Origin of the sequence: Mucilaginibacter aurantiaciroseus, from assembly GCF_024055595.1 — a bacterium.
GTDB lineage: Bacteria > Bacteroidota > Bacteroidia > Sphingobacteriales > Sphingobacteriaceae > Mucilaginibacter > Mucilaginibacter aurantiaciroseus.
The window spans coordinates 518,507-530,939 of record NZ_JAMXOF010000003.1; the positions used below are offsets into that span (position 1 = coordinate 518,507).

12 protein-coding genes are annotated in these 12,433 nt (G+C 42.2%); 10 read left to right on the top strand and 2 right to left on the bottom strand.

Annotated elements, in window-relative coordinates; all coding sequences use genetic code 11:
* Positions 1-84: 84 nt before the first annotated feature.
* Together NAF17_RS15605 and metK are read right to left on the bottom strand one after the other, a co-directional pair.
* Entirely contained in the window at positions 85-1,014 is a 930-nt protein-coding gene (locus NAF17_RS15605) for an EamA family transporter (protein ID WP_252758939.1), read from the bottom strand.
* 79 nt (positions 1,015-1,093) lie between these two features.
* Positions 1,094-2,344: a methionine adenosyltransferase gene (metK, locus tag NAF17_RS15610; protein WP_252758940.1), complete on the bottom strand. Its 1,251-nt coding sequence runs from the start codon at positions 2,342-2,344 to the stop codon at positions 1,094-1,096.
* Positions 2,345-2,566: 222 nt separating this feature from the next.
* Here metK and NAF17_RS15615 point away from each other — a divergent pair, with 222 nt between their 5' ends.
* From NAF17_RS15615 to NAF17_RS15660, 10 genes are all read left to right on the top strand, one after another.
* The gene (locus tag NAF17_RS15615; RefSeq protein WP_252758941.1) at positions 2,567-3,457 is read left to right on the top strand and encodes a diacylglycerol/lipid kinase family protein; all 891 of its coding nucleotides are present in this window, start codon (positions 2,567-2,569) and stop codon (positions 3,455-3,457) included.
* Positions 3,458-3,573: 116 nt separating this feature from the next.
* On the top strand, positions 3,574-3,909 hold the full coding sequence (locus NAF17_RS15620) for a translation initiation factor (protein ID WP_252758942.1): 336 nt from the start codon (positions 3,574-3,576) through the stop codon (positions 3,907-3,909).
* A gap of 160 nt (positions 3,910-4,069) precedes the next feature.
* Complete coding sequence (gene pckA, locus NAF17_RS15625) at positions 4,070-5,674, top strand: phosphoenolpyruvate carboxykinase (ATP) (protein ID WP_252758943.1); 1,605 nt, start codon at positions 4,070-4,072, stop codon at positions 5,672-5,674.
* A 297-nt stretch (positions 5,675-5,971) separates the two neighbouring features.
* Positions 5,972-6,805, top strand: coding sequence for a MotA/TolQ/ExbB proton channel family protein (locus NAF17_RS15630; protein WP_252758944.1), 834 nt, complete (start codon positions 5,972-5,974; stop codon positions 6,803-6,805).
* Between the two features lie 104 nt (positions 6,806-6,909).
* Positions 6,910-7,530, top strand: coding sequence for an ExbD/TolR family protein (locus NAF17_RS15635; protein ID WP_252758945.1), 621 nt, complete (start codon positions 6,910-6,912; stop codon positions 7,528-7,530).
* A gap of 2 nt (positions 7,531-7,532) precedes the next feature.
* A complete protein-coding gene (locus NAF17_RS15640) occupies positions 7,533-8,063 on the top strand; it encodes an ExbD/TolR family protein (protein ID WP_252758946.1) in 531 nt (176 codons plus the stop codon).
* Between the two features lie 34 nt (positions 8,064-8,097).
* Positions 8,098-8,922, top strand: a complete 825-nt coding sequence (locus NAF17_RS15645; protein WP_252758947.1) for an energy transducer TonB — start codon at positions 8,098-8,100, stop codon at positions 8,920-8,922.
* A gap of 226 nt (positions 8,923-9,148) precedes the next feature.
* Positions 9,149-10,060: a PstS family phosphate ABC transporter substrate-binding protein gene (locus tag NAF17_RS15650; protein ID WP_252758948.1), complete on the top strand. Its 912-nt coding sequence runs from the start codon at positions 9,149-9,151 to the stop codon at positions 10,058-10,060.
* A gap of 28 nt (positions 10,061-10,088) precedes the next feature.
* Positions 10,089-11,774, top strand: a complete 1,686-nt coding sequence (locus tag NAF17_RS15655; protein ID WP_252758949.1) for a tetratricopeptide repeat protein — start codon at positions 10,089-10,091, stop codon at positions 11,772-11,774.
* An 85-nt stretch (positions 11,775-11,859) separates the two neighbouring features.
* Entirely contained in the window at positions 11,860-12,231 is a 372-nt protein-coding gene (locus NAF17_RS15660; RefSeq protein WP_252758950.1) for an NADH-quinone oxidoreductase subunit A, read from the top strand.
* The last annotated feature ends 202 nt before the right edge of the window (positions 12,232-12,433 follow it).

Here is a 12,433-nt window from a genome sequence, read left to right on the forward strand (position 1 = left end):
TGGCATTGCATAAGGGAGACTCGAAGGATCGCTTCTCTACAAGATAATTTTCGTAAAGAAGCGACCCTTCGAGTCTTAGATAATTTACTCCGCTAAACCCCGGTTCCTCCTCAAATACCCCGGCACATTAACCAGCATTATCCCAATCAATATCACAAACAGGCAGATCAGCTGCGCGGAGTTCACTTGCTCATTTATTAACAGCCACCCTAAAAATACTGCAACAACGGGGTTTACATAAGTATGGGTGCTGATGATTGCCGGAGGTTTGATGCTGATAAGCCAGACGAATGAAAGGTATGCCAATAACGAACCAAATACGATGAGAAATACCAACCCGCCCCAGGCTTGCCAGCTTACATCCGCGAATGCGAAACCCACCTGCTCGCTTTTGGCGAAGGCGATGATGGCGCTTGCTACACCGGCCGCTAATAACTGGATGCTTGCATTCATGGTGGAGGTGCTGTTGCCCTTATTGTCTTTGATCATTAACGACCCAAGCACCCAAAGCACCGCGCTAAATAACACTACCACACTTGCTACTGTTGCCATAGGCGAGGGGTTGGCTACCGCTACGCCGAGTTTCAGGAACAGGAATATACCGGTAAAGCCAATCAGCAAGCCGCTGATGATGTATTTATTAGAAAAATATCGCGACCAGTTTGCCCTATCTAATATTAAAAATATAAGTGGCTCTGTTGCAACCAATATGGCTGCCTGGCCGGAACTGATGTATTGCTCGGCCCAGGCTATCATGCCCGTGCCGCCAACCAGCATTAGGGTGCCGCTTATGGCGTGGCGAATTACCAATTTTTTTTCTGGAAATTTCTCTCGTTTGATCTTACACCAGGCCAGCATTAGTAACCCCGCGCTTAAATACCGCAAACCAACTAATATAAATGGCGGGAAGCTTTTTAGCCCGTAAGCCACCGCCAGGTAGGTTGAGCCCCATATGATGTATATGTTGAAGAACGCGAAGGCAACCAGTAGGGGCGAAGCAAGTTTCTTAGTCATTGCGTATTGCAGCTTAAGTGTTTAACAAAAAAGGCGCACCGTTGTGGTGCGCCTTTGTATAATTTATCGGGTTAGATTGTTACAAACCGAAGGCGCTTTTTACTTTATCTACATAGTCCAATTTTTCCCATGTAAACAATTCTACTTCACGGGTGATGGTGCTGCCATCGTGCGCGTTGAATGATTTGGTAACAACCTCGCTTGGGCGGCCAAAGTGGCCGTAAGCAGCGGTTTCGCTATAAATAGGGTTACGCAATTTAAAGCGGGTTTCAATAGCGTATGGCGTCATGTTGAAGATCTCTTCTACCTTTTTAGCTATCTCGCCATCGTTTAAGCCAACCTTAGCGGTACCGTAAGTATTTACATAGATGCCCATTGGTTTTGCAACACCAATAGCGTAAGATACCTGTACCAAAACTTCGGTACAAACACCTGCAGCTACCAGGTTTTTAGCGATGTGGCGGGTTGCGTAAGCAGCAGAGCGGTCAACCTTTGATGGATCTTTACCTGAGAATGCACCGCCACCGTGGGCGCCTTTACCACCGTAAGTATCCACAATAATCTTGCGGCCGGTTAAGCCGGTATCGCCATGCGGGCCACCAATTACAAATTTACCGGTTGGGTTAATATGGTAAGTAATCTCATTGTTAAAGAAGTGGGCGTATTTTGGATATTTAGCCTTAACACGCGGAATCAGGACCTCCACAATGTCTTTGCTGATCTTTGATAGCATCGCTTCTTCCTCAGCAAAATCATCGTGCTGGGTAGAGATCACAATCGCATCGATACGGGTTGGCACGTTATCATCACTGTACTCTAAAGTAACCTGGGATTTTGCATCCGGGCGAAGGTACTTAATGTCAGTATTTTCGCGGCGGATAACGGCAAGCTCGCGTAACAAAGCGTGGGCAATATCTAAAGCCAAAGGCATATAGTTATCAGTTTCGATGGTGGCGTAACCAAACATCATACCCTGGTCGCCTGCGCCCTGCTCTTCTTTCGCCTTACGGTCTACACCCTGGTTAATATCCGGCGATTGCTCGTGGATGGCCGATAGCACACCACAAGAGCTGCCGTCAAACATATATTCGCCTTTGGTATAACCAATACGGTTAATAACATCGCGGGCAATTTTTTGTACGTCTAAATAAGCTTTTGATTTTACCTCGCCCGCTAAAAAAACCTGGCCTGTTGTAACCAAAGTTTCACAAGCTACCTTCGACTCGGGGTCGAATGCTAAAAAGTTATCAATTAACGCGTCCGATATCTGGTCGGCAACTTTATCCGGGTGCCCTTCAGACACGGATTCCGATGTAAATAAGTATGGCATATTATTATTTGTAATAAACGTTAAAACCGAAAGGCAAAGATTTACTTTGAACGTTGTAAAAGGGGCAGGGTTTAGCACTTTTTTACGTGGTTGCAATCCAGTCCCGTTGTATGTTTATCAACAATGGGGCATTAAATCAGTCCACTTTCGGGAAGCGAAAATAAAACAATTTTTCACAAAGCCGAAAATACATTTACTTTTGCCCCCTGTAAACTTATATAGTTGAAAAGGAAAGCGTTATTTATAATAAACCCGGTATCGGGAGGGAAGAATAAGGACGGTGTGCCGGAGCTAGTACAGAAATACGTTGACACAACTATTTTTGATTACGACATTGAATTTACCACCGGTATTTTTCACGCGAACGGTTTAGCTAAGGCAGCGGTAGGCGAGTACGATATTGTTGTTGCCGTAGGCGGCGATGGTACCGTTAACGAGGTAGCATCGGGCATTGTAAATAGCGATACCACGCTGGGTGTTATCCCTTATGGCTCGGGCAATGGCTTATCTAGGTTCTTGAACATCCCGATGAATGCAGAGGACGCCTTTAAGACGCTTAACCTGGCAAGGGCAATTACCATTGACGCCGGTAAAATGAACGGGCAATGGTTTTTTAACATGGCCGGGATGGGTTTTGACGCCCACATCAGCCATGTGTTTGCACACGGTAGCGACAAGCGCGGCTTTGTAAGCTACTTTAAATCGTCTATTAAAGAGATCTCTACCTATCAATCCAAAAACTACCATATCGAAATTGACGGTGTGCCTTATGACCGCGAAGCATTTATGCTGAGTATGGCCAACTCCTCGCAATACGGCAACAACGCGCACGTATCGCCAACGGCGTCTGTGCAGGATGGTTTGCTGGATGTTTGTATCATAAAACCTTTCCCGCTATGGCGTTTCCCGGAGATGGGCTTGAGGATGTTCACCAAAACGGCAGATAGTTCTAAATACGTAGAGATTATCAAAGGAAAGCATATCCATATCACCCGGCATCAGGAGGGCCCTATCCACCTGGATGGCGAACCGCAGGTGGCAGGCACAAATATTGATATAGAAGTAGTGCCAAACGCGCTGAATGTGATTGTTGGCGCATCATATAAAGAATAGGCTTCGCCCCAACCCCCTCTCCGGGGGGAAAGGGGCTTTTAATATTAAGGGAGCAAATAAAATTCAAAACAAAAAAACAAAAGCCTCCCCTACCGGGGGAGATTTAAAGGGGACTTATGGCAAAGAAAAACTTCACCGGCATTATGTACTCTACCGACCCTGATTTTGAATACCGGGAAGAGGGTGGAAACGAGCAGCAAACCCTACCGCCACAGCAGCAAAACTTAAAGATCTACCTCGACAGGATAAAAGGCAACAAACTGGTAACCCGCGTAAGCGGCTTTATTGGGTTAGATACCGACCTGGAAGCTATTGGCAAAAAAATGAAAACCAAATGCGGCGTAGGCGGCTCGGTTAAGGATGGCGAAGTGCTTTTACAGGGCGATTTTAGGGATAAGGTGCTTACCATGCTGCAAACAGATGGCTACAAGGCAAAAAAGGCCGGAGGATAGTGTATCGAAATTAATAATACTAACTCTATTTAGTTATTGATAATCAATTACTTAAATGGTGTGTATAATGTACATTATGTAAATAAATACTTAAAAACGCTTGGTTCTTAGTGTATCAAAAAGGTAGTTTTGTAGCAACCAATTATAAAATATCTTCCTGATGAACACCACTGCTAACCGGATACCCAATTTAGGGTACCTAAACCTGGCTAATAGCCCCGCTATTTACTACCAGTTAACCCCGGCACAACTTGTTGAGGCTGCAATTAAACGTAACGAAGGTGTACTGAGTGATACCGGCGCCCTCGCTATTGACACCGGCAAATTTACAGGCCGATCGCCAAAAGACCGCTTTATTGTTGATGACCACATAACCCATGATGCGGTATGGTGGGGTAGCATCAATTATAAGTTTGATGGCGCGAAATTTAACGCCTTATATAATAAGGTAGCAAAATACCTTGCCGGCAAGGAGATCTTTGTGCGCGACTCCTGCGCCTGCGCCAACGAAAAATATCATATCGACATCCGCGTGGTCACCGAAACAGCTTACCAGAACCTGTTCGTGCACCACCTGTTCATCCGCCCCGAAGTGCTGAACCCCGGGGGTGAGCCGGAGTGGACCATTATTGCAGCGCCCGGATTTATGGCCGAACCGGAGAAGGACGGTACCCGCCAGCCCAATTTCTCTATCATCAACTTCAGTAAAAAAATAATACTGATAGGGGGTACTGGTTATACAGGCGAGATCAAAAAGGCCATCTTCTCGGTGCTGAACTTTATACTGCCGCATGATAAGCAGGTGCTGTCGATGCATTGCTCGGCCAATACCGGAGCCAAAGGCGATACCGCTATATTCTTTGGCTTATCCGGCACGGGCAAAACTACCCTCTCTGCCGACCCGGAGCGCAGCCTTATCGGCGATGATGAACACGGCTGGAGTGATTATACCATATTCAACTTTGAAGGGGGGTGCTACGCCAAATGCACCGGCCTTACTGCCGAGAAGGAGCCACAGATCTTTAATGCTATTAAATATGGTGCGCTTTTAGAAAATGTGAACTTTAACCCCGGTACGCGCTGCGTTAATTTTAATAATATAGATAAAACGGAAAATACCCGTGTGGCTTATCCTTTATATAATGTAAGCAACGCGGTAATTCCATCTATAGGCGCATCGCCTAAAAACATATTCTTTTTAACCGCAGATGCCTTTGGGATATTGCCGCCAATAGCAAAGCTTACGCCAGAGCAGGCTATGTATCACTTCATCTCCGGCTACACCGCCAAGATTGCAGGTACCGAGGCAGGTATCACCGAGCCAACCACCACGTTTTCGGCATGTTTTGGTGAGGCTTTTTTGCCATTGCACCCGGTAGCTTATGCTACACTGCTGGGTGAAAAGATAAAACAGCACCAGGTTAATGTATGGTTGGTTAACACCGGGTGGACAGGCGGAGCGCATGGTGTAGGCCAGCGCATGAAGCTATCGCATACCCGTGCAATGATAACCGCAGCCATTAACGGAGGGTTGGATAATGTAGATTATCACCGCCACCCTATATTTAATATAGCTATACCATACAGTTGCCCTAATGTGCCCGATGAAATTTTAGATCCTAAAAACACCTGGGCCAGCGCCGATAATTATGAAGATAGCGCAAACAAGCTGGCAGCGGCCTTTGTTAAAAACTTCGATAAATACGCCGCTTACAGCACTCCGGAGATAATAAATGCAGGGCCTAACGTAGCTTTAGAGGTATAATTAGACGCTACTATATCAGTTTAGTTACATACTTTTTATGTGTTATAACTTGCTATTCCAAAAAAAAATGGGTTGTATTGTAAAAAATTGTCTGCATCGCAGACAATTTTTGTGTTTCTAAGCGTTATGTAAACACCAATTTTATAATGGTTTAGCATCCGTACATTAAATAATTATAAAGAATTACATAAAAAGTTTTTTTATTTCATTTAAATTCTATTTTTGTTATTCGCTTAAAAGGCACACATTTTATTAACTTATATTATAAACAAAACGAAAACTAAAAATTAAAAAGTAATGGCAAACGCACCAACAAAACCAACTACTCCTGTTAAAGAAAGCTCAAGTGCATCGGGCGCATTTGCAACTTTGACCATCCCTATCTGTATAGTAGTGGCAATTTTGATATTTGTATTCATCTTAGGTCACCCAAGTCACTACAAAGGTGGCGATCCTGCAAACGAACCAAACCCAGGCGATTTATTCGGTACCGTACACAAAGGTGGCGTTATTGTGCCTCTGATCATGTCATACCTGTTAATGGTTATCGTGTTTTCAATTGAAAGGTTTGTAGTTATTGGCAAAGCATCTGGTACAGGTAATGTTGACACTTTCGTTAGAAAGATCCAATCTTTATTAAATTCAGGTAACATCGACGGCGCAAGTGCTGAGTGCGACAAACAAAAAGGTTCGGTAGCAAACGTTATCAAATCTGGTTTGAAAAAATACAAAGAGATGGAATTTGATCAAACTTTAGACGTTGAGCAAAAAGCTTTAGCTATCCAAAAAGACATCGAAGAAGCAACAGCTTTAGAAATGCCAATGTTAGAGCAAAACTTAACCATCATCGCTACTTTGGTATCAATCGGTACATTAACCGGTTTGTTAGGTACAGTAATCGGTATGATCAAGGCCTTTGGTGAGTTAGCTGCGGCTGGTGCTCCAAATCAATCAGCGTTATCAAACAGTATCTCTGAGGCACTTATCAACACTGCGTTAGGTATCGGTACTTCAGCTGTATCAATTGTAATGTACAACTTGTTTACTTCTAAAATTGATAAACTGACTTACGCGATTGACGAAACTGGTTTTAGCATCGTTCAAACATTCGCTGCATCACACAAAAAATAATTTTTGTAAAATATTAGTGCGCAAATATCTATTATAACAAAATATAATTCTGACAACTGCGTTAATTAACTATCTTTACATTATTATATTAAAAAAGGAATAAGATGCCAAGAGTAAAAGTCCAGAGAAAGAGCACCTCGATAGATATGACCGCCATGTGCGACGTAGCCTTCCTTTTGCTTACTTTCTTTATATTAACAGCAAAACCCCGTACAGAAGACCCTGTACCGGTAGATATACCTGCATCATCAACCACTCAGCCAATACCTGATGATAATGTGTTGATGCTAACAATAGCTGAGCAAAAAGTTTTCTTTACTGTAGATGGTAACGACATTCGTATTCAAACGCTTAAACAAATGGGTGAGAAATACAATGTACAATTCACTCCGGAAGAGCAAAAAAAATTCTCAGGTACACCAATATTTGGGGTGCCGATGAATCAGCTTAAAAGCTTCCTTTCCTTAGACGCCGCGCAGAAAAAGGAGTTCAAACAACCAGGTATCCCAGCGGATACGACAGCTAATAACGAACTTTCCGACTGGATCCGCGAAGCGCGCAAAGCTGATGTGGCCTTACACAACAAAGCCTTAAGGATATCTATCAAAGGAGATAATAAAGAAGAGTACCCGACCATTAAAATGGTTATTGGGATACTTCAAAAACAAAAACTTGACAAATTTAGTCTAATTACTACAATTAGAGCTGCACCTAAAACAAATTAAACATGGCAGAATTAGACACCTCCGGCGGGGGTAAAAAAGGCGGGAAAGTAAGAAGTAAAAAAGCCTCAACGCGTGTGGATTTAACCGCGATGGTGGATTTGGCCTTCTTGTTAATAACCTTCTTCATGCTTACCACTACGCTTTCTAAACCGAAAGCAATGGATGTAACCATGCCCAATAAGGACGAGAAAACCAAAGAGCAGTTACCAGTAGCCGCTTCACGATCTATGACAATTTTGTTAGGTGCTAACAATAAATTGGAATGGTTTATTGGCGAGCCGGGTAAATTGCAGCCTACTACCGAAGGGTACGGCAAAGATGGTATCCGTAAAACGCTTATTGAAAAAGGCAAAGAAATTCAGGCAAGTTTTGGTAACTATATGGTTGTGTTGATCAAACCAAGCGACAAATCAAACTATAAAAATTTGGTTGACATTTTGGATGAAATGAAAATAACAAACGTACAATCTTACGCGATTGTAGATATACTACCGGTTGAAGTAGAATTGCTTAAGCGCGATGGCAATTATTAATGAAAAAATTACAGTAATTTAACGTTATAACATAATGTTTGGATCAAAATTAGACATACTAAACAAGCAGTGGATTGACGTTGTTTTTTCAGGCCGTAACAAAGCTTATGGTGCTTACGAACTTAGAAGGGACAATCCTCGTAATACAAACAAGGCCCTTATAATTGGTGTAGCAGCATTTGTTTTACTTATATCTTTTAAAACAATCCTCAATGCAATAGAGGGATTTATCCCCAAAGCTGATGAAAAGGTGAAGGTTACCGAAGTGTTACTGCCTCCACCTCCCGTAAATGAAGCGGTTAAAACACCGCCACCGCCACCAGAACCACCTAAACCAAAGGTTGACCAGGTGCGTTTCCCTCCTCCTGTTGTAAAACCGGATAATGAGGTACGCGAAAAAGACCCGCCAACCGTAGAGGAATTGAAAGTTGCTGATCCGGGCCAGAAAGATCAAAAGGGTGACCCTAACCAAGCTATCACAATTGATGAGCCGGTTGGTAACTCTGATGTTAAGCAGGTAGTAGAAGAAAACCCTAACCAGATCTTTGCCGCGGTAGAGCAATCTCCAACGTTTCCTGGTGGTGAATCTAAATTCTACTCATACTTGGGTAACAACATTAAATATCCTTCTATCGCGAAAGAGAACAACGTTCAAGGACGTGTAATTTGTACATTCGTTGTAGAAAAAGACGGCTCGTTAACAGATATTAAAGTTGTGCGTGGTATTGGTAGCGGGTGTGACGAAGAAGCAATTCGTGTATTGAAAAAGTCACCCAGGTGGAGACCAGGTATACAAAACGGTCGCCCGGTTCGTGTACAATACAGTATCCCGGTAAACTTTACACTGACGTCAGAATAAAAATTAATGTTATCAAATAACAATGAGAAGCAAAAATCGCCCAAAAGGCGGTTTTTGCTTATTTTAGGAGTTACTGCATTTATTTGCTTTATAGCTTTAGGGCTCATGATCATCTTTTGGGATAGTTTTTTGAGCCAGCTACCAAAGCCGCAAAAAACCATTTTTGGTTGTATTATAATTATTTATGCAGTTTTACGCTTTTCGCGTTATTTAAGAAAGGACCCCAATGAAGCTTAGTACTAAATTGTTTTTGGGTGTAGCCTTTTTGGCTGTATTACAAAGCTGCCAGCAAAACACAGCCAAAAAGGCACCACTGGACGGGTTTACTTTTGGTACAGCGCAATTTTATGGGGACGAGTCTTTTTCGCCCATAGTGGACGAAGAGTTGTATGTTTTTAAGTCAAGTTACCCCCAGGCTAACCCTGTAATTACTTATAAACCCGAAAGCGAGGTTGTAAATAATTTAATGAATGATAAAGCAAGGGTAGTTATTATGGCGCGCACCCTGGATACTGCCGAACTTGGCGTATTAAAAAGGCGCTCATTGATACCAAACGTTAATAAATTTGCGATAGACGCTGTTGCGCTTATCGTAAATAATGTGTCAAATGATACCACGATCTCGGTAAATGAGATCAAAAGCATGCTGAACGGAAAGTCGAAAACAGATAAAAGTATAGTGTTTGATAACCCTAACTCAAGTTTGGTAAGGTATTTGAAGACCTTATCTGGCAATAAAGCGTTAAAGCAAAAAAATATTTATGCGTTAAGTTCAAGTAAAGAGGTTATAAAGTACGTAAGTACACACCCTAATTCGATAGGGATAACGGGCTTTGCATGGCTAAACGACCCTGATAAGGACTATGCGGATGCTGTTGGTAAGGTTAAAATTGTAGGCGTTAAGGACGAAAGCAGTAAAACTGCACCCAACGAGTACTTTAAACCTTCGCAAACAACTCTTGTCCAACATACGTATCCGTTAAGCAGGTCGTTATATATAATAGATTGCACAGGCAGGAAGGGTTTAGGCTCGGGCTTTGCATCGTTTTTAGCAAGCGAACGCGGACAACGAATAATACTAAGATCGGGCTTACTCCCTGATTCTATCCCGCAACGGGAATTACATATAACACACTAACTATATACATAACAAACTAAGGATGAAAATGATCAGTAAGATAAGTAAGATAGTATTAGCCCTGACACTTGTTGGCTCTTCAGTTTTTGCGCAGAGCATAGCCGATGCAAAAAAAGCGATAGATGCAGAACAGTATCAGAAAGCAAAATCGATGCTTAAGAATTTAACCGTAACCCAGCCTACTAAGGACGAGAACTTCTTTTATCTTGGTTGGGTGTATATTCTTCAGGAATATCCCGATTCAGCAAAAACCAATTTCCAGAAAGGTATTGCTGTAAATCCAAAATCGGCATTAAACTATGCAGGTTTAGGTGCTGCCGCGTTCTTAGATAAAGACAAAGCAACCGCTATAACAAATTTTAACCAGGCAGTAGCTTTGGCAGGTAAAGACAGTAAACCATATTTATACGTGGGCAAAGCTTACTTGTTAAATAATGTTGACGGTAAAGTACCTGCTGCAGATGCAAATGCTGCTATTGCAGTATTAACAAAGGGTAAAATTGTTAACGCTAAAGACGCCGAAATTTTGGTTGCCTTAGGTGATGCATTGCGCACCCAAACAAAAAACACCGAAGCATTGGGTAACTACCAATCGGCTTTAGACCTTGACCCTAAATTGGCTCATGCTAAAGTAGCAACCGGTGTTATTTGGAAATATGCTAATAACTTCGAGAGTTCAGAAACGGAATTCAAAGCAGCTTTAGCTATAGATCCTAACTACGGCCCTGCTTACCGCGAATGGGCAGAAACCGACGTGCGTTGGGCATTTGCCGATCCAAAAATGGCTTCAGCAAAAATTAAAGAAGCTACTGAGCAGTATAAAAAATACCTGTCGTTAACCGACTTGTCTTTAGAATCACGCTTACGTTATGCCGACTTCTTGTTACTATCGGGTGATTTTAAAACCTTACAAACAGAGGCCGCTGCTTTATCAAGCGCAGCTAACAGCAACTTGAAAATTTATCGTTACCTGGCGTATTCTGCCTATGAGAATAAAGATTATCCTGCAGGTTTAACTGCAATGAATACCTGGATTACTAAGGCCGACCCTAAACGTGTGATACCTCGTGATTATGTTTACCTGGGCCGTTTGCAAATTGCTTCTAAGCAAGATTCATTAGGTGTTGCTTCATTGCGTAAAGCTATCGCGATTGATACCACACAGGTAGATGTTTATCCGGAAATTGCGAAAGCGCTTTACGGGCAAAAGAAATACGCTGAGGCTGGTGATGCTTATCACGTTTATACTCAAAAAGGCAGGAATGTGAAATTATTAGATCATTTCTATGAAGGAGTTAGTTACTACTTCTCTTACAACGAGAAAAGCCCTGATGCAGAAGCTACTATTGCAAAAGCAGATTCTGCATTTAGCTATGTAACGCAAAAAGCACCAACCGACCCTAACGCGTATTTATTCCGTGCCCGTGTAAACGAGTTAAAGGATAAAGACCGTAATAATATTGTGGGTTATTCTAAGCCTTTTTATGAAAAATATATTGAGACAACTACCGCTAAAGGTGGTACACCTACCGATAAAGTAAAGAAAGAATTAGCTGAAGCTTATGTTTATATAGCAACCTTTGCTGAGTTTAAAGAAAAAGACATGGCCAAGGCTACTGAGAACTATACAAAAGCAAGAGATAATGACCCTACTAATAAACAGGTAGTAGCGTTTTTCTCCCGCAAAGGCGGCGCATCTAGCAGAGGTAAATAATCATATTGTTTTATAAATAAATTAAAAAAGTCTCCGTTAACTAACGGGGGCTTTTTTATTATGTACTCATTTGTATATTTGCACCATGGAATTAAAAAGTTTACCTGTCAACTATCTGCCCATCATATTCCAGATGATGGTGGCTATGGGGTTTGTTGTTACAACCATGGTTGTAACCCACAAAATTGGCCCTAAGCGTAAAACTAAAGATAAACTTACCCCATTCGAGTCGGGTATCGAAGTGGTAGGTAACGCCCGTTCACCAATGTCAATCAAATACTTCCTGGTAGCTATACTGTTTGTGTTGTTTGATGTAGAGGTGATATTTATGTACCCCTGGGCGGTAAACTTCCGCGATCTTGGTTCCACCGGGATGATAGAGATGTTCATTTTTATGGGCACGTTACTTGCCGGTTTCTTCTACATCATAAAAAAAGGCGCTTTAAACTGGGATTAAAGAAGTTCCACCTAAGCCCTCTGCGGTATGGAGTGCTTATATAAAAAGTCTCTCCAGCAAGGGGAGATATAGAGGGGGTTACAGGTCATTAGTTTAGACTGATTCTAAATATATTCCCGGGGCTTCATAGTGTATCTGTTACATCGTAATTATTGTAAATTTGCACGTCAGTTATAACTGAGCATTTAATATTATTTGATAA

Coding starts and splice junctions, on each gene's coding strand:
- NAF17_RS15605 (WP_252758939.1), bottom strand. CDS start 1,014: ATGACTAAGAAACTTGCTTCGCCCCTACTGGTTGCCTTCGCGTTCTTC.
- metK (WP_252758940.1), bottom strand. CDS start 2,344: ATGCCATACTTATTTACATCGGAATCCGTGTCTGAAGGGCACCCGGAT.
- NAF17_RS15620 (WP_252758942.1), top strand. CDS start 3,574: ATGGCAAAGAAAAACTTCACCGGCATTATGTACTCTACCGACCCTGAT.
- pckA (WP_252758943.1), top strand. CDS start 4,070: ATGAACACCACTGCTAACCGGATACCCAATTTAGGGTACCTAAACCTG.
- NAF17_RS15630 (WP_252758944.1), top strand. CDS start 5,972: ATGGCAAACGCACCAACAAAACCAACTACTCCTGTTAAAGAAAGCTCA.
- NAF17_RS15635 (WP_252758945.1), top strand. CDS start 6,910: ATGCCAAGAGTAAAAGTCCAGAGAAAGAGCACCTCGATAGATATGACC.
- NAF17_RS15640 (WP_252758946.1), top strand. CDS start 7,533: ATGGCAGAATTAGACACCTCCGGCGGGGGTAAAAAAGGCGGGAAAGTA.
- NAF17_RS15645 (WP_252758947.1), top strand. CDS start 8,098: ATGTTTGGATCAAAATTAGACATACTAAACAAGCAGTGGATTGACGTT.
- NAF17_RS15650 (WP_252758948.1), top strand. CDS start 9,149: ATGAAGCTTAGTACTAAATTGTTTTTGGGTGTAGCCTTTTTGGCTGTA.
- NAF17_RS15655 (WP_252758949.1), top strand. CDS start 10,089: ATGATCAGTAAGATAAGTAAGATAGTATTAGCCCTGACACTTGTTGGC.
- NAF17_RS15660 (WP_252758950.1), top strand. CDS start 11,860: ATGGAATTAAAAAGTTTACCTGTCAACTATCTGCCCATCATATTCCAG.